The 24,177-nt window shown below is 58.7% G+C and carries 18 protein-coding genes and 2 pseudogenes; 10 read left to right on the plus strand and 10 right to left on the minus strand.

All coding sequences use genetic code 11. The annotated features are described in order from the left end of the window. Positions 1–51: 51 nt before the first annotated feature. Positions 52–1,719, minus strand: a complete 1,668-nt coding sequence (ettA, locus tag AA098_RS24075) for an energy-dependent translational throttle protein EttA (protein ID WP_003247499.1) — start codon at positions 1,717–1,719, stop codon at positions 52–54. 304 nt (positions 1,720–2,023) lie between these two features. Beyond that, a complete protein-coding gene (locus tag AA098_RS24080; RefSeq protein WP_004575714.1) occupies positions 2,024–2,428 on the minus strand; it encodes a hypothetical protein in 405 nt (134 codons plus the stop codon). A 248-nt stretch (positions 2,429–2,676) separates the two neighbouring features. On the opposite strand from AA098_RS24080, the gene AA098_RS24085 reads away from it, so the two are divergent. The 3 genes from AA098_RS24085 (at position 2,677) to AA098_RS24095 (ending at position 9,305) form a co-directional block, all read left to right on the plus strand. Further along, the gene (locus AA098_RS24085) at positions 2,677–6,507 is read left to right on the plus strand and encodes an EAL domain-containing protein (RefSeq protein WP_064615048.1); all 3,831 of its coding nucleotides are present in this window, start codon (positions 2,677–2,679) and stop codon (positions 6,505–6,507) included. A gap of 305 nt (positions 6,508–6,812) precedes the next feature. Then, positions 6,813–8,066, plus strand: coding sequence for a serine hydroxymethyltransferase (gene glyA, locus AA098_RS24090; protein WP_003247505.1), 1,254 nt, complete (start codon positions 6,813–6,815; stop codon positions 8,064–8,066). A gap of 285 nt (positions 8,067–8,351) precedes the next feature. Further along, positions 8,352–9,305, plus strand: a complete 954-nt coding sequence (locus tag AA098_RS24095; protein WP_064615049.1) for an arsenic resistance protein — start codon at positions 8,352–8,354, stop codon at positions 9,303–9,305. Positions 9,306–9,452: 147 nt separating this feature from the next. Here the strand turns inward: AA098_RS24095 and AA098_RS24100 are convergent, their stop codons facing one another. Then, positions 9,453–10,337: a homocysteine S-methyltransferase family protein gene (locus AA098_RS24100; RefSeq protein ID WP_177342687.1), complete on the minus strand. Its 885-nt coding sequence runs from the start codon at positions 10,335–10,337 to the stop codon at positions 9,453–9,455. A 118-nt stretch (positions 10,338–10,455) separates the two neighbouring features. On the opposite strand from AA098_RS24100, the gene AA098_RS24105 reads away from it, so the two are divergent. Then, on the plus strand, positions 10,456–11,277 hold the full coding sequence (locus tag AA098_RS24105; protein ID WP_003247511.1) for an ABC transporter substrate-binding protein: 822 nt from the start codon (positions 10,456–10,458) through the stop codon (positions 11,275–11,277). Further along, positions 11,274–12,095: an amino acid ABC transporter permease gene (locus tag AA098_RS24110; protein WP_003247513.1), complete on the plus strand. Its 822-nt coding sequence runs from the start codon at positions 11,274–11,276 to the stop codon at positions 12,093–12,095. The genes AA098_RS24105 and AA098_RS24110 overlap by 4 nt, the downstream gene beginning before the upstream one ends. A gap of 105 nt (positions 12,096–12,200) precedes the next feature. On the opposite strand, the gene AA098_RS24115 is transcribed toward AA098_RS24110, so the two are convergent. Continuing rightward, on the minus strand, positions 12,201–13,130 hold the full coding sequence (locus AA098_RS24115) for a malate dehydrogenase (protein WP_064615050.1): 930 nt from the start codon (positions 13,128–13,130) through the stop codon (positions 12,201–12,203). 432 nt (positions 13,131–13,562) lie between these two features. Here AA098_RS24115 and AA098_RS24120 point away from each other — a divergent pair, with 432 nt between their 5' ends. Then, positions 13,563–14,948, plus strand: a complete 1,386-nt coding sequence (locus AA098_RS24120) for a GntP family permease (protein WP_064615051.1) — start codon at positions 13,563–13,565, stop codon at positions 14,946–14,948. A 96-nt stretch (positions 14,949–15,044) separates the two neighbouring features. Here the strand turns inward: AA098_RS24120 and AA098_RS24125 are convergent, their stop codons facing one another. The 3 genes from AA098_RS24125 to AA098_RS24135 all read right to left on the minus strand — a co-directional run bounded on the left by AA098_RS24125 (position 15,045) and on the right by AA098_RS24135 (position 17,028). After that, entirely contained in the window at positions 15,045–15,743 is a 699-nt protein-coding gene (locus AA098_RS24125; protein WP_047605121.1) for a hypothetical protein, read from the minus strand. A gap of 245 nt (positions 15,744–15,988) precedes the next feature. Beyond that, positions 15,989–16,201, minus strand: a complete 213-nt coding sequence (locus AA098_RS24130; RefSeq protein ID WP_014589611.1) for a hypothetical protein — start codon at positions 16,199–16,201, stop codon at positions 15,989–15,991. 587 nt (positions 16,202–16,788) lie between these two features. Beyond that, positions 16,789–17,028: a DUF2188 domain-containing protein gene (locus AA098_RS24135; RefSeq protein ID WP_064615052.1), complete on the minus strand. Its 240-nt coding sequence runs from the start codon at positions 17,026–17,028 to the stop codon at positions 16,789–16,791. Positions 17,029–17,236: 208 nt separating this feature from the next. Between AA098_RS24135 and AA098_RS28920 the strand changes: the two are divergent. From AA098_RS28920 to AA098_RS29365, 3 genes and pseudogenes are all read left to right on the plus strand, one after another. Further along, a pseudogene (locus AA098_RS28920) lies at positions 17,237–17,474 on the plus strand (IS3 family transposase); the annotation flags it as partial. 125 nt (positions 17,475–17,599) lie between these two features. After that, the gene (locus AA098_RS24140; protein WP_064615053.1) at positions 17,600–18,421 is read left to right on the plus strand and encodes a hypothetical protein; all 822 of its coding nucleotides are present in this window, start codon (positions 17,600–17,602) and stop codon (positions 18,419–18,421) included. Positions 18,422–18,466: 45 nt separating this feature from the next. Further along, positions 18,467–18,931 (plus strand): hypothetical protein, encoded by a 465-nt coding sequence (locus AA098_RS29365; protein ID WP_156747531.1) that lies wholly within the window; start codon positions 18,467–18,469, stop codon positions 18,929–18,931. A gap of 170 nt (positions 18,932–19,101) precedes the next feature. Here the strand turns inward: AA098_RS29365 and AA098_RS29955 are convergent. From AA098_RS29955 to AA098_RS29960, 3 genes and pseudogenes are all read right to left on the minus strand, one after another. Further along, positions 19,102–19,268, minus strand: a pseudogene (locus tag AA098_RS29955) (integrase); the annotation flags it as partial. A 500-nt stretch (positions 19,269–19,768) separates the two neighbouring features. Then, a complete protein-coding gene (locus AA098_RS24145; RefSeq protein WP_064615054.1) occupies positions 19,769–20,206 on the minus strand; it encodes a helix-turn-helix domain-containing protein in 438 nt (145 codons plus the stop codon). Then, positions 20,203–20,604 (minus strand): HipA domain-containing protein, encoded by a 402-nt coding sequence (locus tag AA098_RS29960; protein WP_371914708.1) that lies wholly within the window; start codon positions 20,602–20,604, stop codon positions 20,203–20,205. Before AA098_RS29960 ends, AA098_RS24145 begins: the two co-directional genes overlap by 4 nt. Positions 20,605–22,042: 1,438 nt before the next feature. Here AA098_RS29960 and AA098_RS24155 point away from each other — a divergent pair. After that, on the plus strand, positions 22,043–24,151 hold the full coding sequence (locus AA098_RS24155; RefSeq protein WP_064615056.1) for a hypothetical protein: 2,109 nt from the start codon (positions 22,043–22,045) through the stop codon (positions 24,149–24,151). Positions 24,152–24,177 lie beyond the last annotated feature (26 nt).

Below are 24,177 nucleotides of genomic sequence, written 5' to 3' on the forward strand. Positions count from 1 at the left end.
CACAAAAATGGGGCCCCTTGGGGCCCCATTCTTGTGCATCAGAAATCCGGCTTACTGTGCCAGTTTCTTGTGCCGTACACGGTGCGGCTGGGCTGCAGCATCACCCAGACGCTTCTTGCGGTCGGCTTCGTACTCGGTGTAGTTACCTTCGAAGAACACCACATTCGAGTCGTCTTCGTACGCCAGGATGTGAGTAGCCACACGGTCCAGGAACCAACGGTCGTGGGAAATCACGATCGCGGCGCCCGGGAAGTCCAGCAGGGCTTCTTCCAGCGAACGCAAGGTTTCGACGTCGAGGTCGTTGGACGGTTCGTCGAGCAGCAGAACGTTACCGCCTTCCTTCAGGGTCAGGGCCAGGTGCAGGCGGCCACGCTCACCACCGGACAGGTCCTTGACGAACTTCTGCTGATCGCCACCTTTGAAGTTGAAGCGGCCAACGTAGGTACGTGAAGGGATCTCGTAGTTGCCGATGCGGATCTGGTCGGAACCGTCGGAGATCTGCTGGAACACGGTCTTGGCGCCGTCCAGGTCCTCGCGGCTTTGGTCAACACAGGCCAACTGCACGGTTTCACCGATCTCGATGCTGCCCGAGTCCGGTTGCTCCTTGCCCATCAACATGCGGAACAGGGTCGACTTACCGGCACCGTTACCACCGATCACGCCAACGATGGCGCCTTTGGGCATGGCGAACGACAGGTTGTCGATCAGCACACGGTCACCGTAGCCCTTGGTGACGTTCTTGAACTCGATAACCTTGTCACCCAGGCGCGGACCGGCCGGGATGTAGATTTCGTTGGTTTCGCTGCGCTTCTGGAATTCCTGCGACTGCATTTCTTCAAAGCGCTGCAGACGGGCCTTGGATTTGGACTGGCGGGCTTTGGCGCCTTTGCGCACCCACTCCAGTTCCTCTTTCATGGCCTTCTCGTGGGCGCTCTGCTGCTTGGATTCCTGCGCCAGACGCTCCGACTTGGCTTCCAGCCAGCCCGAGTAGTTGCCTTCGTACGGGATGCCGGCGCCGCGGTCCAGCTCCAGGATCCAGCCGGCGACGTTGTCGAGGAAGTAACGGTCGTGGGTAATGGCTACCACGGTACCCGGGAAGTCGTGCAGGAAGCGCTCCAACCAGGCCACCGAGTCGGCGTCCAAGTGGTTGGTGGGTTCGTCCAGCAGCAGCATGTCGGGGGCCGACAGCAGCAGGCGGCACAGGGCCACACGGCGCTTCTCACCACCGGACAGGTGTTCGATGCGCGCATCCCAGGCGGGCAGGCGCAGGGCGTCGGCAGCGACGTCCAGCTGGCGCTCCAGGTTGTGGCCATCAGCGGCCTGCAGGATGGCTTCCAGCTTGGCCTGCTCGGCGGCCAGCTTGTCGAAGTCGGCATCCGGCTCGGCGTAGGCCGCGTAGACCTCGTCCAGGCGGGCCTGGGCGTCCTTGATTACGCTGACCGCCTCCTCGACCACTTCACGCACGGTCTTGGTTGGGTCCAGTTGCGGTTCCTGTGGCAGGTAACCCACGTTGATGTCGGGCATCGGACGGGCTTCGCCGTCGAATTCCTTGTCGACGCCCGCCATGATCCGCAGCAGGGTCGATTTACCGGCGCCGTTCAGGCCAAGTACGCCAATCTTGGCGCCAGGGAAGAACGACAGGGAAATGTTCTTGAGAATTTCCCGCTTCGGCGGCACGACCTTGCTCAGCCGATGCATGGTGTAGACGTATTGAGCCAAAACCAAGCCCTCTAATCAGATAGGTAAAGACATCGCCGATCGCCCCGGCACGCGGTGGCCAGTGGGATGTGTTTACGGGGTGTCATTGAACAAAGTCGACCATTCTACGCCAACGCGCGGCGTTGCATAGGAGGGGCCGATAGTGGGGTGTGATCGGGGTGATCCCTGGGGGGAATCTATTGCCTGTGCTGGCCTCTTCGCGGCTAAAGCCGCTCCTACAGGGATCTGACTGCCTTCAAGGGCAATGCAGTACCTGTGGGAGCGCCTTTAGCCGCGAAAGGGCCGGCACAGCAGCCGAAGAGACTCAGACGTGACGCTGCTTGGCCTTGCCCCGCGGCAAGCGGCAACGGTCGCCCTGCTCGGCCAGGCGTGCGGCCCAGGCGGACTTCACGCTGAAGCCGCCGCTGCGGGCAGGGTGCTGCTCGGCCGCCTTGGCCGGTTTGCCAGGTGCAGGCGCAGTGCTGACCACCTTGGCTGCCGGCTTGACCGCCGGTACTGCAACCGCCGGCTCTGCTGCCACCTTGGCGGTCTTGCGCAGTTCAGCCAGCGATGGGGCCTTGCTTTTGGCGGCAGCGGCCGCCTCGGGTTTGCCCAGCGAACGCTGGCAAGACTTGCAGGATACGTCCTCGGTCACGGCAGTACTGACAAGGGTCTGACTGCTGCGCCCGCAGGCGGAATCGAGGCCATTGGAGGAAAAGTGAGTAACCAAAAGCGAACATCTCCGATGCGTTGTCATGTATAGCGGGCGCTATTCTCGCACAGGTTACAGGGGCTTGCCGAACCACCCGGCAGGCACCACCGGTCAACATGGCTGGCACTTCGCCATAATCCGAGGCATGCTAGCCGGTTTCGGGTGTCCGGCCTTATAGTGCGCCACCGCGGTGCGCAAGCCCGGCGCCGGCACGCTCCGTGCACGATCATTCCCTGCCATCGCCAGCCCAATCGCAGGATCAACGCTTGACCAACCTTACTCATCCGTCGTCATTGCGTTCCGCCCCACAAGCACCCGCAACTATCCTGCGCGGGTCGATCAAGGGTGCGCTGGCGCTGCTGGCCCTGATCCTGCTGGGCCTGCTGCTGTGGCAGCTGTTCGCCCAGTTCAATCATACCCAGGCCGAATTGCGCAAACAGAGCCTGGACGCCTCCGCGGAACTGGCCGACCACCTGAGCCTGAACATGGCGCTCAAGGCGCAACAGGCCGTAAACGTGGTGCAACCCTACCTTGATGCACCAACACCTGCCGCCCTGCCCAGCCTGCTCGGTACCCTGCGCGAGCGCCTCCCCGCCCTGCAGAGCATGGCCTGGCTGAACAACACCGGGCAGCTACGCGCCGACAGCCTGGCCGGCAGCCCCGACCGCCAGTCGCTTGACGAGTTGCTCGTGCTGAGCCAGGGACGCCCGTACTTCTTCACCAATTCGGCCGACAACCACATCCTGTACCTGTTGCTGCGCCAGGATGCCTCACAGGGTAGCGGCTACTGGCTACTGCGCCTGTCACCGGACTATTACCGCGAGCTCACCCTCCACCTCGAGGGCAGTGGCCACCCGCAGTGGCTGCTGGAAAACAGCCGCAGCGGCGAGGTGCTGCAGCGCCATACCGCAACCGACACCAGCGACGAGCCGCTGCAAAGCGTGATGCTGGCCTTTATCGAAAACAGCACCTGGCAGCTACGCGGTCTGTTCGACGCCAAACTGGCCCGACAAAAATTATTGCCGGCGCTGTTTGGCAAATGCCTGCTGGTGCTGTTCTGCGCCCTGCTGCCGGTGCTGGCGCTGATCAACATGCGTCGCCGCCAGCGGGCGCTGCAGGAAGACCGTCGGCGTTATCAGGAAATTTTTGAAGGCACCGGCGTTGCCCTGTGCGTGCTCGACCTGTCCAGCCTGCCTGGCCAGCTCGATCGCTACCACCTGCGTAACCGGGCCGCACTCAAGCACAGCCTGGCGCTGGACCCGAACCTGCGCCGCTCGCTGCTGCTGGAGCTGAAGATCACCGAGGTCAACCAAGTGGCGCGCCAGCTGCTGAACATCGACTGCCACGAAGGTGCCTGGCAGCGGCTGATCAATGGCACTGGCGACAGCCGAGACAGCGTCGGCATGCAACTGATCGACGCACTGATCGAACAACGCCCGCTGCTGGAGCTGGAAGTGCGCTTGCCGACACCGCAGGGCGACGAGCTGCACCTGTGGCTGATGGCCCGCCTGCCGCTGCAGCGTCGTGATCACCAGGCGGTGATCCTCAGCATCAGCGATATCACCAGCCGCAAACAGGTGGAGCTGTCGCTACTGGAACGCGAAAGCTTCTGGTCGGACGTGGTACGCACCGTACCCGACCAGTTGTATGTGCAGGATGTGCCCAGCCAGCGGATGATCTTCAGCAACCGCCACCTCGGCCAGACCCTGGGCTACGACCGCACCGAGCTGGCACAGATGGGCGACCGCTTCTGGGAGCTGCTGCTGCACCCCGAGGACGCCGCACACTACCAGGCACTGCGCCAGCAACAGCGCGACAGCGGTCATGACCAACCGCTGCACTGCCAGCTGCGCTTCCGCCACCGCGACGGAAGCTGGCGCTGCTACGACATCCGCGAGCAAGTGCTGACCCGCAACGCCGAAGGCCTGGTGACGCGCATCATCGGTGTGGGCAAGGATGTGACCGTTCAGATCGAGGCCAGCCAGTCGCTACGTGACAGCGAGCAACGCTACCGCATGCTCGCCGAAAGCATCAGTGACGTGATCTTTTCCACCGACAACCAGCTCAAGCTCAACTATGTCAGCCCCTCGGTACAGAGCGTGCTGGGCTACCAGGCCGACTGGATCTTCGCCAACGGCTGGCAGTCGATCGTCGCCAACCCGGCCCAGCTCACCGGCGTCTACAGCCTGATGGAGCGTGTCAGCAAGGCCATGGGCGATCCGGCGCAGATGGCGCAACTGTGCAGCCAGTTACCCACCCAACTGTTCCTGTTCGACTGCCTGCGTGCCGATGGCCGCAAGATCCCGATCGAGCTGCGCCTGGTGCTGGTGTGGGACGATGACCAGCGCTTCGAAGGCGTACTCGGGGTGGGCCGCGACATCAGCCAGCAACGTCGTGCCGAAAAAGACCTGCGCATGGCCGCGACCGTATTCGAACATTCCACGTCGGCGATCCTCATCACCGACCCGGCCGGCTATATCGTCCAGGCCAACGAGGCGTTCAGCCGCGTCAGCGGTTACGCCGTCAGTGAAGTGCTCGACCAATTGCCGGGCATGCTCACTGTCGACGAACAGCAGGAAGGCCACCTGCGCTATGTGGTCAAGCAACTGCACCAGCGCGGCAGCTGGGAAGGTGAGGTGTGGCTCAAGCGCCGTGACGGCGACCACTACCCGGCCTGGGTCGGCATCACTGCGGTACTGGACGACGAAGGCGACCTGGCCAGCTACGTGTGCTTCTTCACCGACATCAGCGAACGCAAGGCCAGCGAACAGCGCATCCACCGCCTGGCCTACTACGACGCCCTTACCCACCTGCCCAACCGCACACTGTTCCAGGACCGTTTGTACAATGCCCTGCAGCAGGCCGAGCGGCAGAAGGCCTGGGTGGTGCTGATGTTCCTCGACCTCGACCGCTTCAAACCGATCAACGACTCCCTCGGCCATGCGGCCGGCGACCGCATGCTCAAGGACATGGCCCTGCGCCTGCTGGCCTGCGTGGATGACGACGACACGGTGGCACGCATGGGCGGCGACGAGTTCACCCTGCTGCTGCAGCCGCGCCCCACCCGCGAAATGGCCCTGAACCGCGCCATCCACGTGGCCGAGAACATCCTCGGCAGCCTGGTGCGGCCGTTCGTGCTGGAAAACCGCGAGTTCTTCGTCACCGCCAGCATCGGCATCGCCCTCAGCCCGCAGGATGGCAGTGAGCTGAGCCAACTGATGAAGAACGCCGACACCGCCATGTACCACGCCAAGGAGCGCGGCAAGAACAACTTCCAGTTCTACCAGGCCGAAATGAACGCCAGCGCCCTGGAGCGTCTGGAGCTGGAAAGCGACCTGCGCCATGCCATGGAGCAGAACGAGTTCATCCTCTACTACCAGCCGCAGTTCAGCGGCGACGGCAAGCGCCTGACCGGCGCCGAGGCGCTGCTGCGCTGGCGTCACCCAACCCGTGGCCTGGTGCCGCCGGGTGACTTCATCCCGGTGATCGAAGAACTGGGCCTGGTGGTGGACGTGGGCGACTGGGTGCTGCGCGAGGCCAGCCGCCAGCTCAAGGCCTGGCACAAGGCCAAGGTGCGAGTGCCGAAAGTGTCGGTGAATATTTCGGCGCGGCAGTTCTCAGACGGCCAACTGGGCACGCGGATTGCCAACATCCTGGAAGAAAGCGGCCTGCCGCCGGCGTGCCTGGAACTGGAGTTGACCGAAAGTATCCTGATGCGTGAGGTGAACGAGGCGCTGCAGATTCTTGCCAGCCTGAAGAACCTCGGCCTGAGCATTGCGGTAGACGACTTCGGCACCGGCTACTCGTCGCTCAACTACCTCAAGCAGTTCCCCATCGACGTCCTGAAGATCGACCGTACCTTCGTCGACGGCCTGCCCGAAGGCGAGCAGGACGCGCAGATTGCCCGGGCGATCATCGCCATGGCCCACAGCCTCAACCTGGCAGTCATCGCCGAGGGCGTGGAAACCCACGAACAGCTGGAGTTTCTGCGCGAGCATGGTTGCGACGAGGTGCAGGGCTATCTGTTCGGGCGGCCGATGCCGGCGCATCAGTTCGAGGCGCAATTCTCCAACGAGACCTTGTTCATGTTCCATTGACCCGCACGCTGCCTGCTCGCAAGGTCCCGGTAGGACCGGGTTTACCCGCGAACACCGGCGAAGCCGGTGCCATCTACCGCGCCGGCTTCTTCGCGGGTAAACCCGCGCCTACACGTACGGTGTCGCGACACAATCCTGCATAAAAAGCGGACTTCCAGGTCAACTCCTGCCCCCGCCCAGCCCAGAAACGGCGCGGGATGCAAGATGAAGCCCATTGGTCTGCGACTTGACGCCACTTCATATGCCAGCCGCGAATCAATCGGTTAGAATGCACACCCAAATTACCCCGATCCTTGAGGACCGCCATGTTCAGCCGTGATTTGACCATTGCCAAGTACGACGCCGAGCTCTTCGAAGCCATGCAGCAAGAAGCTCTGCGCCAGGAAGAGCATATCGAGCTGATCGCTTCGGAAAACTACACCAGCCCGGCAGTCATGGAAGCCCAGGGCTCGGTCCTGACCAACAAGTACGCCGAAGGCTACCCAGGCAAGCGCTACTACGGCGGTTGCGAGTACGTCGACGTCGTCGAGCAACTGGCCATCGACCGTGCCAAGGAGCTGTTCGGCGCCGACTACGCCAACGTACAGCCGCACGCTGGCTCCCAGGCCAACGCTGCCGTCTACCTGGCCCTGCTGTCGGCCGGTGACACCATCCTGGGCATGAGCCTGGCCCACGGTGGCCACCTGACCCACGGTGCTTCGGTAAGCTCCTCGGGCAAGCTGTACAACGCCATCCAGTACGGCATCGACGGCAATGGCCTGATCGACTACGACGAAGTCGAGCGCCTGGCTGTCGAGCACAAGCCCAAGATGATCGTTGCCGGCTTCTCGGCCTACTCGCAGGTTCTGGACTTCGCCCGCTTCCGCGCCATCGCCGACAAGGTCGGTGCCTACCTGTTCGTCGACATGGCCCACGTTGCCGGCCTGGTTGCCGCTGGCGTGTACCCGAACCCTGTTCCGTTCGCCGACGTGGTCACCACCACCACCCACAAGACCCTGCGCGGCCCGCGCGGCGGCCTGATCCTGGCCCGTGCCAACGCCGACATCGAGAAGAAGCTGAACTCCGCCGTCTTCCCGGGCGCCCAGGGCGGCCCGCTGGAGCACGTCATCGCGGCCAAGGCCATCTGCTTCAAGGAAGCCCTGCAGCCAGAGTTCAAGGCTTACCAGCAGCAGGTCGTGAAGAACGCCCAGGCCATGGCCAGCGTGTTCATCGAGCGCGGTTTCGACGTGGTTTCCGGTGGCACCCAGAACCACCTGTTCCTGCTGTCGCTGATCAAGCAGGAAATCTCCGGTAAGGATGCTGACGCCGCACTGGGCAAAGCCTTCATCACCGTCAACAAGAACTCGGTCCCGAACGACCCGCGTTCGCCGTTCGTCACCTCGGGCCTGCGCTTCGGCACCCCAGCCGTGACCACCCGTGGTTTCAAGGAAGCCGAGTGCAAGGAACTGGCCGGCTGGATCTGCGACATCCTGGCCGACCTGAACAACGAAGCGGTGATCGACGCCGTCCGTGAGAAGGTCAAGGCCATCTGCAAGAAGCTGCCGGTTTACGGCAACTGATTGGCGCTAGCCTGAAGTGAAAAAGCCCGGCCCAGTGCCGGGCTTTTTCGTTTGATTTCGTTTGTTTCACCACTGCTGCTCTTTGGAGGAGCAACTGTCTTGCTCAATTTGTAAAAGCTGGCGCGATCCCTGTGGGAGCGGCCTTGCGTCGCGATAGGGTCGCGCAGCGGCCCCAGGATCGCGGCATCATGCATAGATTGCAGGGGCCGCTTTGCGGCCCTATCGCGACGCAAGGCCGCTCCCACAAAGACCGCGTTCCCAGTTCACCACCGCACAGGCCACACGTTGACCAGAGAACAACTCGAGACCCACCAGATCCCGATCTACTTCGCTGCCGTGCTCGCAGCCGTTGCCTTCGGCTTGATGGCCAGCCACAGCGCACGGCATCTGGAAGCCCTGATCACTCCCGCCATCGCCGTGTTGATGTACGCAATGTTCCTGCAAATACCCTTCCTCGACCTGCGCCAGGGCCTGGGTAACCGCCGCTTCATCACGGCCCTGCTATTGGCCAATTTCATGCTCGTTCCGCTGCTTGTCTGGGCCATCACCCGCGGGCTGGTGGAACACCCGGCGATCCTCGTCGGGGCCTTGCTGGTGCTGCTCACGCCCTGCATCGACTACGTTGTGGTGTTCACCCACATTGGCAAAGGCGACTCACGCCTGACACTGGCCGCAACCCCCCTGTTATTGCTGGCGCAACTGGTGCTGCTGCCGGTGTACCTGGCCCTGATGCTGGGTGGCAGCAGCCAGGTGGCAATTTCCATCACCCCGTTCGTGGAAGCCTTCGCGCTGTTGATCGTGTTGCCGATGGCCCTCGCGGTGCTCACCAGCGCCGGTGCCCGGCGCTCGCGCGCAGTGGCGACCTGGAACGACGCCTGGGCGTGGTTGCCGGTGCCGGCGATGGCCTTGGTGCTGATGGTGGTAATCGCTTCGCAGATTGCCGTGGTACTGCGTGATTTCGACCGTTTGCTGCCGGTGATTCCGGTATACATCGGCTTCATGCTGCTGGCGCCGGTGCTCGGCTTCATCTGTGCGCGCCTGCTGCGCCTGCCGGCCAGCGAGGCACGCTCGGTGACCTTCAGCGCAGCCACGCGCAACTCGCTGGTGGTGCTGCCGCTGGCGCTGGCGTTGCCAGAAGAGATGCGCGGGTTGGCGGCAGCGGCGGTGATCACACAAACCCTGGTAGAGCTGGTGAGCGAACTGATCTATGTACGGGCGGTACCACGGTTTGTGCGTTGACCCGTGGCACTCGTCATAGAGAAAAGACTATTCGAGGCACATAGCAAACATCCGCACCTCTTCCAGATAGCCGACCTCGATACGCCGGGCCAGGCTCAACGTCAGCGACTGTTCGACTCTAGCAAAGCCGCCCGGCCACGTGGGCGCTTAAGCCAGGTTGCGTTTCAGCTCGGCGATGTGCTCCGGGCCGATGCCACAGCAACCGCCGACCATGCTGGCACCGCGCGCACGCCAGTCCTTGGCCCATGCCAGGTAACCCGGCGGATCGAGGTCTTCGCGCAGTTCGTCCAGGCCATCGTTGGCAGTGGCTTCTTTGGGCTGCGGCGGGAAGGCGTTGGCATAGGCACCAATGGCAATCTCGGCGTTGTGCCGCTCGATGACCGAGCGCGCGACATCAATGGCGGCGCCGATCACCTCAGGCTGGCTGCAGTTGAACAACACCGCAGCCACCCCCAGGCTGACTGCGGCTTCGATGGCGTCGGCCACCGGTTCACCGGAGCGCAGGCGCGGAACGTCGTCGACGTCCTCGTCCTGCAGGGTGAAGGACACCCAGAACGGCCTGCCGTCTGCCGGCAAATGGCTATGAATGGCCCGCACTTCGGCCACGGAACTCTGGGTTTCGGCCAGCCACAGGTCAACATGCGGGGCCAGGCCCTGGAGCAACGGGGTCAGCACCTCTGCCACACGCTCGGGCTGGAACAGGTCGGGGCGGTAGGACCCGAACAGCGGCGGCAGCGAACCGGCCACCCTGACCGGGTGCGCACCGCTATCTGCCGCGTGCCGCGCAAGCTGGCCTGCGATATGGGCCAGCTGTCGCCCTTCGGCGGCAAAGCGTTCTTCACCGATGTGGAACGGCACTACTGCATAGCTGTTGCTGGTGATGACCTGCGCACCCGCATCGATGAAGGCTGCATGCACGCCCACGACCGCCTCCGGCGCCTCGCTCAGCGCCAGCGCCGACCACTCGGGCTGGCGAAACGGTGCACCGCTGCGCTGCAGCTCTCGGCCCATGCCACCGTCCAGAATTACCATCGTTCGCTCTGCCATATAACTTCTCTGAAGGTTCTTATGAATAAAATTCATTATGGGGATTGGGGTTATAACTATTAAATACCCTATCACCCATTTGCCCAACATGTCAGGTATGTACATGCGATTTTCTTCTCTGCTGGGTGCGGGCCTTGTACTGCTCGCAACTGCCACCCAAGCCTTTGCTGGCGCCACGTTGGAGCGGGTTGAATCGCGCAAGGAAATGGTTAACGTGCTGATGGAAAGCTACCCGCCGTTTTCCTTCCTCAATGACCACAACCAGCTCGACGGTTACGACGTGGACGTGGCCAAGGCAGTGGCCGACAAGCTCGGCGTCAAACTGCGCCTGGAAACACCGTCCTGGGACGTGATTGCCGCTGGCCGCTGGAGCGGGCGCTACGACATCTGCATTTGCTCGATGACCCCGAGCAAGGCACGCGCCGAGGTGTTCGACTTCCCCGTGGAGTACTACGCATCGCCCGCCGTGATCGTGGTCAATGCCTCGGATGAGCGCATCCATGGCGCCAAAGACCTGGAAGGCCGCAAGGTGGGTTCGATCAGTGCATCGAGCTACGAAAGCTACCTGAACAAGAACCTGGTCATTGAAGGCAAGGAAGACCAGAAGATCGATTACCCGTTCGACTTCGTGCAGGCTGCGCCCTACGACACTGAAAACGTCGCCTTCCAGGACTTGGGCCTGGGCACTGGCGTGCGCCTGGACGCCATCATTACCAACCTGGTGACCGCGCAGCCGCGCCTGCAGCAAGACAAGCGCTTCAAGCTGGCCGGCGCGCCGCTGTATGAAGAGCCCAACGCGGTGGCCATCGAAAAAGGCGACCCTGAGTGGGATGCCAAGGTACGCCAGGTGTTCGCCGAGCTGAAGGCTGATGGCACCCTGGCCAAGCTGTCGCAGAAATGGATTGGCGCCGACATCAGCAAATGAGCACCTTCCCCCCCTCCCCCAAGCCCGTGGCAAAGCCAGCGGGCGCCGGCCTGTTCGGCTTTCGCACCCGGTTACTGCTGACCTGGCTGGCGCTGTTCGGGCTGTTTGTCGCCTTCTTCCTCAGCTTTGACCTGAAGTTCGCCATCATTCTGGAGAAGTTTCCCAACCTGGCCGGTTTCAAGCTGGGGCCCAATGGTTTTCTGCAAGGCGCCGCACTGACCCTGTTCCTGTGCCTGTGCTCGATGGTGGTATCCGTGCTGCTCGGCTTTGCCGCCGCGCTGGCACGGTTATCCAACAGCGCGGTGCTGGTGGGTGTGGCCAGCTTCTACACCTCGTTCTTCCGTGGCACGCCGCTGCTGATCCAGATTCTGCTGATCTACCTGGGGCTGCCGCAGGTGGGCCTGGTACCCGGCGCCATCAGCGCCGGCATCATTGCCTTGTCGCTGAACTACGGGGCCTACCTGAGCGAGATCTTCCGCGCCGGCATCCTCGGTGTGGCCCGTGGGCAACGTGAAGCAGCATTGGCACTGGGCATGCGCACACCGCAGATCTTCTGCCACATCATCCTGCCCCAGGCCATGCGGGTGATCATTCCGCCCACCGCCAACCAGTTCATTTCGATGCTCAAGGACTCGTCGCTGATTTCCGTGATGGGGGTTTGGGAGGTGATGTTTCTGGCGCAGTCGTATGGGCGTTCGAGCTATCGCTACCTGGAAATGCTGACCACCGCCGCCGTGATCTACTGGGTGCTGTCGATACTGCTGGAGCTGCTGCAGGCACGCCTGGAACGGCATTTCGGCAAGGCTTATCAGCGCTGAGGGCTGCACACGGCCCCTTGCAGAATCATCTATGCAGGCACGACGTGCAGGAGCGCCACCAGGGCGCTCCTGCATCGAACGCGTCAACTGAAGCCGCTTTGCCGCTCACAAAGCTTTCATCTCGGCAATATCCCGCGCCACCTGGTCTGCAGAGTGGTCGAACATCGCCTGTTCCTGCGCATCCAGCGGCAACTCGATAATCCGCTCAAGCCCCTTCTCTGCCAGTACGCAGGGCACCCCCATGGCGATATCCGTTCGCCCATACTCGCCCTCAAGAATCGCAACCGCCGGCAAAATACGGTTCCGCCCATTGGCGATCGCATCAACCATCTGCGCAATGGCCACGCCCGGTGCATCGCAGGCGCTCCCCGTCTTCTTCAACCCCAGAATCTCGCCGCCGCCCTTACGGGTGCGCTCGACAATCTGTTCGATCTGCTCGCTGGACAGGAAGTGCGACAGCGGCACCGAGCCGATCTGGCAGTAGCGCATCAGCGGCACCATGCTGTCGCCATGCCCGCCCAGCACCAGCGCCGTGATATCCCGTGCAGAAAACCCGGTTTGCTCGGCGATGAAGCACTTCATGCGCGCGGTATCCAGCACCCCCGCCTGCCCGAACACCTTGTCGCGCCCTAGCCCGCTCACGCGCCAGGCGCGGTAGGTGAGCACATCGACCGGGTTGGACACCACCAGCACCGTCGCTGTCGGCGCGTGGTGCTTGATATCCGCCATGATGCTGTCGAGGATTGGCAGGTTGGTACTCAATACATCCTGGCGCGACTGGCCGGGCTTGCGCGGCACGCCCGCCGTGATCACCACCAGCTCGGACCCCTCCAGCATTTCGGCTTTGGCCCCGCCGTGAACATGGGTATCGGAACCTGAATCCACAGCCGCCTGCCAAACGTCCAGCGCCTTGCCCTGCGCCAGCTCACCCTGCACGTCCATCAGCACCAGCTCACGGCACAACTCATCGCGGGCGATGATCTGCGCCGCCGCCTCGCCGACCAGGCCGGCACCCACAATCGTTAATTTGTTCACCAGACACCTCCCAGCGGCGCGCGCCACCAGGAACACGCCTGCGTATAGAGAGAAGTATTGCCTGCCGGGGCTAAATGGCCACCCAAGACGATGCGACTACCTTCACTTGACAGTATTCCATGGCAGCGCGAATACTTTGGCCATATTCATATAGATGACCATACAACAAGGTGAATCAATCGATGACCATGCTGCCCAAGCGCCCCGTCGCCACACCGCCGCCCACCGGCCTCAGCGCCACGCCTCCCTGCTGCCCATCTTCCGTTGCCAGGCGCCCGCCTGTGAGCGGCAGCTAGCGCAACGCCGCGTTCCCTTCCTCGAAACCGTAGCAGCAGCCCCAACGGCAGCCACCTGGGCATGCCCCGTGGAAACGCCCGTCATGCCTTCAAACCCTGAGTGCAGCCGAGCGCCAGCCCAACCGAGACTCCTTGAATGACTCCCTTAGATATACAGCTATTACTGACAGCCTTGGCCAGTGTTCTGGTGTTGGTGGCGCTCATCGTTTCGCGCCTGAAGATGCACCCGCTGCTGGCCTTGCTGGTGGTGTCCATTGGCGTGGGCTTCGCGACGCATATGGCGCCAGGCAGCATCGTCTCCCACCTGCTCACCGGCGCCGGCAAGACACTGGGCGCAGTGGGGGTGGTGATCGCGCTGGGTGCGATGCTCGGCAAGATCCTGGCTGACGCAGGCGTCACGGAACAGGTCGCGGATGTCATCCTCAAGCGCACCTCCGACCGCATGATCCCTTGGGCCATGATGCTGGTTGCCTTCGTCATTGGCATCCCCATGTTTTTCGAAGTCGGCCTGGTGATCATGCTGCCGCTGATATTCAGCGTGGCGCGCAAACTGGAAAGCAAGGCGCGCTTCAAAGGCTCGGCGTATGTGTATGTAGGTGTGCCGGTCATTTCGGCGCTTGCCGCCATGCACGGCATGGTACCGCCACACCCAGGCCCCCTGACCGCCATTGCCGTGCTCAAGACCTCGGTGGGGCCCACCATGCTCTATGGCTTCCTTGCCGCCATTCCGGCAATGATCCTGGGCGGCCCGCTGTACGGCATGTTCATTTCACCGCGCATGAACACGCGGCCCGATCAGGCATTGCTGGACCAGTTCACACTGGCCGAAAAAGCCGATGGCCAACCCCGCCCCGGGGTAATGGTCGGCATGCTGGCCGCATTGCTGCCGGCCATCCTGATGCTGGTGCATGCCGTCGCCGAGATGCTGCTGCCCAAAGGCAATGCGCTGCTGGAACTGGCCAGTTTCCTGGGCAACCCGCTGATCGCCATGCTGCTGGGCGTGCTGTTCGCCGGCGCCAGCCTGGTGCTTGCGCGCGGCGGCGACGCCGAACAGCTGCGCGATGCACTGGGCAAAAGCCTCAAGCCAATCGCCTCGATCATCATGATCATTGCCGGTGGCGGTGCCTTCCAGGAGATGCTGACCAGCGCCAAGGTAGGCGATGCCATTGTGCACCTGACCCAGCAATCTGCCTTCCCTCCCCTGATTCTGGGGTGGCTGATCGCGATGCTGCTCTCGGTGTCTACCGGTTCCGCCACGGTCGGTATCGTAGGGGCTGCCGGCTTGCTGGCACCGCTGGCAGGTGCAGACCCCAGCCTCAACCTGCCTTTGCTGGCCTTGTCCATCGGCTGCGGTTCGCTGTTCTTCAACTATGCGAACCATGCAGGCTTCTGGATGGTGAAGGAGTCGTTTGGCATGACCATGGGCGAAGCCACCAAGACCATCTCGGTGGTGCAGTCGATTGTGGCGGTGGTTGGCTTGATGGTGGTGTTGCTGCTGAACGCGGCGATTGCTGTGAGCTGAACCGCCTTGCAACAACTGCCCGAGATCATTCAAAGGTCTGCACGGACGGTGCGGACCTTGGGTCGCGATGGGCTGCAAAGCAGGTTCACACTGACATCAGTACTGGTTTTTCTTCAACTTCTCGGCCAAGGGCGGATAGTAGATCTGGCCGATCTCATCCGATGACCACCACGCCCAGTGCAGCAGGTACAGGGTGACGATGCTCAGTAGCGCATAGCCCTTCCAGCCAAACCAAAAGGTGATATAGGCCATCAACCCGGGCAGCTGGAAATGAGCACTCACCCCAGCATTTGCAATTGCCATCAGCACCAGGCCGAACACCAGTACCCCGGCTTGGAAGCGCTGTTGCCGCCACTCCTCGCGCTGCATGGTCCTGCGTTTCCAATAGTTGTAGAGGAATTCGTTGCCTTCACGAAGGCTGTGCTCTCGCAGTGCACTGAAGGTCACGTAGTTGGGAAACAGCGAATAATCTCGCGGACCCTGAAGCCGATGCCACGGGATGAAGCTGCCCAAGATCGCCGCCACCTGCGCCAGCACCGGGATTACCACCGACACCACCAGGCAGAAGACCATGATGCCCACGAATATACGCCCGACATTTTCCCAGACGATCGCCATGTCCCCTGAGAAACCCAGCAAGGTTGTACCCAGTGAGTGCATGAGCGCGATATCGATGAACAAGCCTACATAGGCCAGCTTCAATGCCCAGCGTACTTCCCACGCCTTTTCGAACACCGCGCCCGGCAGCCCGGCAATAGGGTTGGTGGTTTTCAGGCTGTCTCTGTTTTGATCCATGCAGAATCCTCGGTAGTTGGCACATGGCCAGGCAAATGGTCAGGGCAAAGCGCTTTAAGTGCGCTTTGCCTGATTACCATGCACTACAGAGGCGCGAGCGTTCTACTCAACTTGAGGCAGTTGCTACCATCCCCGCAGAAGGGGCTGCTTTTGTGTTGCATGTCCAAGGACTGCAAAGCAGCAGTTCATGCATCCACACCGGAGTGCCATGCCCTCTTCCGCGGTGCCCACTAATCAGCTGGGTCCTACCCACCCTGCTCCATCACCTTCCCACACTGCTCACTGGCCAACCGGCTGATGATCCGGATCGCCTGGTGGATACCGGCCGTGTTGCGAAAGCTCAGACGCGGGTTGTGTTCGCATTCCAGCATTTCGTCGTGCTGGACCAGGGCCTCGCCTAGCAGTTCGAGGGTCCAGGCGTAGCTTTGGATGGTGGAGAGGCGTTCTTGGTCAGACATGGCGGGCCTCCGGTTGGGTAGAGACGAAGCGGGGTTGGTTGAGGGTGAAATAGCTGGGGGCCGTTGAAGAACGGCGGAGGAGAACGGATGCGAGGGTCCCGCTTGGACTTGAGATAAGCATGCATGAGGCTCCAAGTTTTAGTTGGAGCTGCCACGATCCTTCCTACGGGATTGGGTGGCAGCTGTGTGCGGGGTAGGAATACCGGGAAACTTGGAAACCCGGCCAGGCCGAAGCCTGCCCACACACAGCCGCCATGACACAGCACGGCAGACGCAAAAAAAGCGCCAGCTGTGATGCAGGGGCGCCTAGTGCGTGCGCCAAGTTTACCAACGGGTTCCTACGCCCGGTCACGGGATTTACCGTGACGGAGAGATTTAGCCTCACATTGGTTGGTCGGGCAATAGGATAACTTGTAGGAAACGTCTACGAATTACGTATGAATCGCGCCGAATTGGATGACAACCCTTAAAAACCAGCGACTTCTGCGCCTATAGCAATCTGCTAAGGATTATTCGCTAATCTGCCAGAGCAGCCGTGGTTTCGACTTCAACGTAGCTGGACTCTCCACCTCTTAGGGGCCAATACCTCAGCCTTTGATATTACGTGGATCATTACCCGGCTTGATGGTGTCCTTGGCTCGGAATTGTCCGTCGCGCCCTTTAGTCGTCATCTCACCACCACCCTGGTTTTGTAGCATTTCTCGTGCGGCCTGCTGAGCCTCGGCCTGTGTATCGTGGACGCTTGAAGCGCGGTCAGAATCGTTCCGCTTGTTCTCCCACTTTCCATCTGGGCGCTGGGAAATGGTGCGGTCTTGAGGTTTGCTCATGATGAAGCTCCTATGATGGGGTCCTCTCATATAGACCAGAAAATCACCTTTTGCCTGCTCGCTGTACTAAACTTTAGTCGTATAAGTTTTAATCAGCACACTTATTTCTGGCTCAAGTCCGGAAGTCAGCGGATTGCTGAGCTTTAGCATTCAGACCTAACACTTCACGTAACGACTCATTAATCGCCCCTGGTTTCCTAGACACCTCAGTAACTCAGATTGGCAAAGCTTCCTGAAGGCCAACAATGTGATCAGCAGCATGAGCCGCCGAGGAAACTGCCATACGTAGCCGAGAGCTTTTCCAGCTTTTGAAGCGGGAGCGGATCCGACGAAAGATCTATGCAACACGTGCCGAAGCCCGTAGTGATATTTTCGATTCCATCGAGATGTTTTATAATCCTGAACGCCGACACAGCAGCGCTATGCAGCTGTCGCCAGCAGAGTAGGAGAAACGCCATTTTCTGAGCTTGGAGAGTGCCTAGAAAACCAGGGGCGATTCAAACATGAACTTACTCGCAATAAAATACCAATTATAAAAACCATTAACTGAATACTGATAAGGAAATTAGATATGCTCAGACTCTGTTTGACGCTCTGTTTCACGCTGCTATGTTCATTGACCCATGCCGCTTTGCCAGCCGCTCCCTTGACAATTTCTGGGGCGCAAGAAGTGGCAAACATATTCAGAGCTCATTATGAGGAAGATTTTAAACATGATATGTCTAAAGTAGCACAATCCGTATTCCCGACACCGGAACAGTCATATGTTTACGCTAAATATATGAACAAAGCTTTCGCAAAAGCCGGCTATAGTTTGGACGAAACTCTATATGCGTATTTCAAATCCGGAGGTCCATCTGGTGGGAGTGCGGGCAAGCCAAATATCTTATTCTCGCAAAAACTAAATCTCACCGTATATGCTGACGGCCTGAAGAATGCTGCTATCGCTGATGCATTTATCAAAGCCAATGCTGTTTCAGAAAGAACTATAGCGTATGCGAAAGATGTTGCCATAGATTTTCCAATAACTAATTTTGACTATGTAATAAACGCAACCCCGGGATATTTGATACCGGGCACAGAGGAATACCGACGAGAGAACGGAAGGTTTATAGGTCAAGTAAAGATAGGTGTCGGACCTTGGAAAGACTGGTTGTATTTTGAATGGGAAGCACGACGAGGCGAACAATACGGCATCGGAATAGCACAAGTCGCTGGCGTTGACGGTGACGAGGCCGAAACATTCAAAGCACTGAATGGAAAAAGGGTGAAGGTAGAAGGCATTTACTTTATAGCTAAAGGGCAAGTCATAGGCGACCCTAATACAAGAAACATAGTCATTGACCCGCTAATTTTTGACCTAAGCCATAAAATGACATTTAAATCCCTATAGCAAATTTAAATCCGACCTATACAGCATCTATAAAAAGGAACCTCTGTGAAACTATTTAAATGTCTTACCATCGCGGCAATTTCAAGTTTTTCTACGCTTGCATTTTCCGAGCCGTTCACCTACTTCTCATACCAAGAAGGTGGATACGCCGGGAGAATGCTTGTTGCAAACGAATTTGCACATGGCACCCCAGTACAACCCATCGCAGTCCACATTCAGACCGTAGATACGAGCACTCATCATGAATGTGATGTATGGGCTATGGAAAATACTGTAGCCAGAATCGAATCCAATGGTGAGGTTTCCACAACGATGCGAGTGGTAGATGAAAATAAAAAAGTCACTGATGAAACTTTTGATGTCGTGTTTAAAAGGTCAATAGCAGAAATTACGTCGTCCATGCCAAGCGAGTATTGCGGCGTTTCTGCGATGTTCTCTGGGAGTTGGGTACGCACTCAAGATGAAGCTGACGGGGAGAGCCAAGAGCAAAGTGAGCAAGATGCGCTTTGAGTATTGGAAACTCGCCAAAATAGGAAGCCTTCTTCGACCACTTCGCCAAACAAAAAATTGACAGGCACCGCTCTGGATGCTGGAGCGTTTTTTCAAACCCATGAAAGCCTAATTAACTATCACCTGCTCCACAGTTTCAGTTTAAACGACACACCGCCACCCGCCTCATGACTGGCCAACTTCAGGTATTGATCACCGCGAAGTGCGGCCATGGTCCTGCTGACGCTGGATAGTCGGTTTGGCGCGGTGCTGACAGCAAGGCCACCGAATCTTCTAAGTCGCGTAGATACGCCGCATAGTCGCTCAACACGGCCTTTTGAGCGCCGTTACCGGTGGGCGGGTGGAGGCTGCATTGGATGACAAGACCTGTGCCGCGAGATTCTGAGGCGGGCGCAAGCAGCCATGCGATGACCGGGGCATGCCTGACTGTCAGTCAGGTGCAATCCATTCCTTGGTCTGCGGCACCATCATCTAGAGCGCTATTGCTGGTGACATCGGCGTTTGTCACGCCGATGTCACGAGGGGAGTTGCCGCAACCCCAAATGCGAAGAGGGCTGCAGCAGTGCTAGAAGTGCCCGTCTCTTTCCAGAGAAAGAGACAGGCACAGGTTGGCGCAATAGTCGACCAAGCGAATAGGTTCCTGCAGGGCAGCGAGATACGGTGTGTTTAGCGCACGAGCGCCCATGATCGTTACAAGCATGAAGCCGTCGTGGTTCAGAACCACTGCGAGCAACCAGACTTAATACCGCAACCGATCAGTAAGAGGAAAATGGGATGAGACTTCATTTGCATCCCACATCAATCTCACTGTTCCTGACTGCTTTTCCGTGCCCGTGGCTACGTCGGCCTCGACACTGCCTTCTTCGCTTTGGCTGCCGCAGGGCTTTTCCCTCGTTTCGGTCCGGCCACCACGTAGGAACTGGCCAGCGGCGCGGCCACAGCGTTTGGCCCACCAGCCTTCAACGGACCGACATTGTTGCCGACGAGCGTTGCAGTGGGCTTATCTTTGGCAGTCATCACCATACCCATCCGCACGCCAAAGAGACGCAGCACGGCCTCCAAAGTGCTGAGCTTCGGATTCGACTTCCCGCTTTCCAGTTCGTACAGGCTTTTCGTGGACATCTTGCACATGGCCGCGAAGGTCTTTTGATCAAGCCCGGTGACTTCGAGCCGCAGACGGCGGATGGATGTCCCAATTGGATCGAACCCCGCCGCGTTGCGCTTGACGATATCCTCTACGAGCTGGGCGCGCTCTTCAGGCTGTAGTTTTTTCATCGCAGTCCCCACTCCACGAGTCGTTTATCCAGGTTATTTACAGGTAGAGAGGCTGCATTGCGCATCGATTCAGGCGCATCGGTCAACAGATCGGGCAACGCCCTGAATGCCTCAGCCGCATGCATCAACCGTTGCAGCAGGACATCGGGATCAGTGTAACCAACAAGCTCAGCGCAGTTGTCGTGCCAATTGGAAGACCCCTTGCGCTCCGCCGCCCAGTTCGTCGTCCGTGTGATGCCCTCTTCATCCCGGATCATTGGCGCGAGGTCATAGATTGGCGCCAAACGAAACCTCCCACCCACACGCATGATGCAGGTGTTGCGGCCGTGGTTATCGGTGCTCCCTAGAATGCGGTTCAGCAGATCGCGATGATGTAGTCGTCGTAGGCGACAAGGCAGCTTCCATCAGCAACACGCTCGGGGTTCTCAACCGAGAGTGTCGCTGCCTCGCGCCATGCGCCATCGGAGAAGCCCGGATCGTGAGTCTGAGCGGCATCGCGACACCATTAATCAGCATTTGAATGCCGATTAAACTAGTGCGCACGGCAGGAACCGGCAATATTTTGCCGATTAAAAGCTTAAGTGCGGGCAAAACCGGCACCACACTACCGATTATGCATTCACAGCGCGCCGGTGGGTTTAGAGGTCGTTGCTGCGCCTGGGAAGCAGGAGCTGCATGTGATTCGGCCTTTGGGTTATAGGACCATGTTTAATTGCGTTGGGTAGGTGGTGGATGGCACGGGCTTCGCCCGTGTTCGCGGGTAACCCCGCTCCTACAGGGGGGGGGAACGGCTAAGTCCGAGGTTTGCAGGCCTGATGAGAAAAGACAGGCATAAGAAAGCCCGCATTAGGCTGGCTTACATTGATGGCCCGATAGCAAAAATCACCATCGGCCAAATTGTCTGGTGCGGAGACAGGAGTCGAATAAGGCACCCATAGACCCCGTATTTATTGACCTCTGTCCTCTATATTTCCAAACCGTATACCTAACCATATACCTAAAACCCAATTCACCCTCCCCTGCCTCGGCGGCATGGCAAGACACAACCCGCCGAGCAGTAACTCTGCCTGCCTGTCTTCTGACCGCTTAGCTGGCCGACCGGCTAACAGCTGAGATGCGACCGCGCCCTGGCAACAAGCGTCAAGTCAAGCTTTCGGAATCGTTTGGGCCTCAGCCGAATGAAACAGAAGACGGACATCCCAAGGAAAATCTCAGCTGCAGGGAAACCGCGAGTCCCCGTACCCGTGTAGGGAGGGGGGGGTGTAGAGGACCCTAAAAGCGGCAACAACAGACGCTCCACCCCGGCATCTAAGCCAATGAAATGGGCGCTAAAAAAGGCTGCGGTCTTCCCGGTTCGTACCCCGCCAAGCAGCCAAGCTCGCCGGTCAGTTCGAGCCGTGTAGGGGCTTGCCGCGCTGCTGGCGTTTACCCTTCCCGGGGCATGGGGAGGGTAATGGTAAACACCGGTGTTCTTAGTGTTCCGACAACGCTGGAAGCCACAAACCACAGGGCCTTTAGCCGAGGAACACCATTGCGAAAAATGTGGAACACGAAGGTGCAGGAACACAAAAAGTGTTCCTGCACCTGCAAGACCCAGGTGGAGATATATGGATGGGGCTTGAGGTGGATATGCTGTCACCCAGATTGGGACTTCATACCAGTGCAAAGGTCGGTGAGCAGGTGCCAGTGACGCTTCACGGCCGAGCAGCTAGGCCCAGCTTGGTCACCAGTTGGTTCTGTCTCATACCCTTTTGTGTTGAATTCCAAATGCCTTTGAGTTACCGCTAAACTGCGATGAACGTAGTTAGCGCGTACCAGTGTGCGCAAGGATGAAACATGGAACCAGGAATCACAGCGGGGCTTCGAGCAATACTTCCGGTGCTGAAGGCCACATGGAGACGTTTGAATATTTTTCGAGCTGAACGCGCTGCAGCTATCGACCCTAGCAGCGCGAACCCTATCGATGAGGAGATTTTCGACTCTGCGATGCGCCGCATGGCAGCTGGTCAGCTAGACGAATCGTTGATTCAGAAGTGTGTCAGCAACGTAACTGGTCTATTGTCTACACCTTCTTTTTTAAAATCACCAAACCTTGGCACATGGCTCTCAGTACCGGACGTAAAAGCTGGACTCAGAAGAGCTGTGGCCGCAAAGTTGCTAGGAACTGAGCCGCCTACAGATCTCATAAAGCATCTTGAAACGTCTTTCATCAAAATCGCCTTTGCTGAAGTTCGCGAAGCCAAGGGGCTGGTTGAAACAGTAATTGCTATTCTCGCCGCCTCGGTAAAGTCCCAAGTAGATGACCGAGGCGGGGGCGCTCTCATCACCGCCTCACATCTAGGTATTACCAGCGAACTGAATGAAATTAAAAGTCATCTGGAGCGTTCATCTGGCATCAGCTTTCGCACGTTGGACGTGGGCTGGGACGAATGGGCAAAGGTCGCTACGCCCCCTCTCGTAGGTTCTCTGTTTAGCTCCGCGATTGAAGCCTCAAAGCGAACAGTTCTGTCTTGGATATCACAGCCGCCCGAGAAGCCCCTTCTAATTACCGCTGATTCTGCCGAGGAAGCTCTCGCGTTCATCTCGCAACTTTTCGGCGAATTGGGTGGCAAGGAACTCAGCGTATATCGGGAACAAGTTATAATAATCGACCAGACAGGAGTCTTGCCAAGATTGACGGCTGAGAAAAAAACATTTATTCCAGTAGTATTCAGCCGAGATGTAGAACTTGAACTAGCAACTCATGCAAACCTAGTTCACTCTTTAGTTATATACCCCCGGAACGCATTAAACAACAAGCCGGACATTATTTTGGAACCGGTCAGTCAAGATACATTCAGTACTGCATTAGAAAGTATGGGAAAAAACCGAGATGAAATCTCGCGGCTTTCTGACGCGTCTGGACGTTCATTAACGGTTCTTAGGCGCAAGCTTTCGACAGTTCCAGCCGTACAGATGCCGGAGTGGGCCGTGGACGGCTCAATTGCATTACAGCTTATTCCATTTCTTTTTGTCGGTGCATGGGACACTTCTAACCAGTCGGATCAGATTGGGCTGAACCTTTTAAGCGGAGGTCGTAATTTTGATGATATTGAAAAGGAACTTCAGGGCCTTTGCCACTTAAATGATTCTCCAGTCTGGTCAATTGGCACCTTTAGGGGAGTGGTATCAAAGATTGACCTGCTATATACAATTGCAGGAGTTGTAACGGCTGCCGACCTTGATCGTTATTTCACTGTCGCTCGAATGGTGCTAGGAGAAGATGATCCTGCCCTCGATCTTGAGGAAGACCAGCGGTGGGCAGCATCAATTCATGGCAAGACGCGTGAATTTTCAAGCGCCTTTAGGCAAGGAATATCTGAAACACTCGTATTGCTTGCGGTACATGGTCAGCAGTTATTTGACATTCGGTTAGGCGTTCAAACAAATACTGAGGTCATATGTACGATAAGGGAGTTGCTGCCGACGCCGTTAACAACAAGGATCTTAGAAGCAAATGACCACGATTTAGCTACCTATGCAGAAGCCGCTCCCGACGAATTTCTCTCCATCATCGAGCGGGATTTAAACTCTGAGAATCCTGCTGTTTTCGGTCTTCTCCGCCCAGCTAATTCAGGTGTTTTTGGGAGCAGCCCGAGCCGTACAGGGCTGCTGTGGGCACTGGAAGGACTTGCATGGGCCCCCAATACGTTGCCTCGCGCAGCGTTTATCTTAGCGCGGCTCGCGCAAATCGAAATAAATGATAATTGGGTGAATAAACCCGCCCACTCGTTGGAGTCCATTTTTCGGTCGTGGATGCCGCAAACCGCAGCGAACCTACAAGATCGAATAGCCCTAATGAAAAGGCTAGCTGAACGGTTTCCAGACGTTGCCTGGAAAATTTGTATCGCCCAATTTGGCACCCACGCACAATTTGGGGAATACAGCGGCGGCGGCAAAAACTGAGTGCAACACCTGACCTTTCCGGTACG

This window comes from Pseudomonas sp. JY-Q (genome assembly GCF_001655295.1).
In the GTDB taxonomy this organism is placed as follows: Bacteria; Pseudomonadota; Gammaproteobacteria; order Pseudomonadales; family Pseudomonadaceae; genus Aquipseudomonas; species Aquipseudomonas alloputida.

Bases quoted from the DNA above. Each gene is read 5' to 3' on its own strand.
- glyA (WP_003247505.1), top strand. From the start codon at position 6,813: ATGTTCAGCCGTGATTTGACCATTGCCAAGTACGACGCCGAGCTCTTC.
- AA098_RS24155 (WP_064615056.1), top strand. From the start codon at position 22,043: ATGGAACCAGGAATCACAGCGGGGCTTCGAGCAATACTTCCGGTGCTG.
- AA098_RS24140 (WP_064615053.1), top strand. From the start codon at position 17,600: ATGCTCAGACTCTGTTTGACGCTCTGTTTCACGCTGCTATGTTCATTG.
- AA098_RS24120 (WP_064615051.1), top strand. From the start codon at position 13,563: ATGACTCCCTTAGATATACAGCTATTACTGACAGCCTTGGCCAGTGTT.
- AA098_RS24135 (WP_064615052.1), bottom strand. From the start codon at position 17,028: ATGAGCAAACCTCAAGACCGCACCATTTCCCAGCGCCCAGATGGAAAG.
- AA098_RS24145 (WP_064615054.1), bottom strand. From the start codon at position 20,206: ATGAAAAAACTACAGCCTGAAGAGCGCGCCCAGCTCGTAGAGGATATC.
- AA098_RS24130 (WP_014589611.1), bottom strand. From the start codon at position 16,201: ATGTCTGACCAAGAACGCCTCTCCACCATCCAAAGCTACGCCTGGACC.
- AA098_RS24105 (WP_003247511.1), top strand. From the start codon at position 10,456: ATGCGATTTTCTTCTCTGCTGGGTGCGGGCCTTGTACTGCTCGCAACT.
- AA098_RS24100 (WP_177342687.1), bottom strand. From the start codon at position 10,337: ATGGTAATTCTGGACGGTGGCATGGGCCGAGAGCTGCAGCGCAGCGGT.
- AA098_RS24125 (WP_047605121.1), bottom strand. From the start codon at position 15,743: ATGGATCAAAACAGAGACAGCCTGAAAACCACCAACCCTATTGCCGGG.
- AA098_RS24110 (WP_003247513.1), top strand. From the start codon at position 11,274: ATGAGCACCTTCCCCCCCTCCCCCAAGCCCGTGGCAAAGCCAGCGGGC.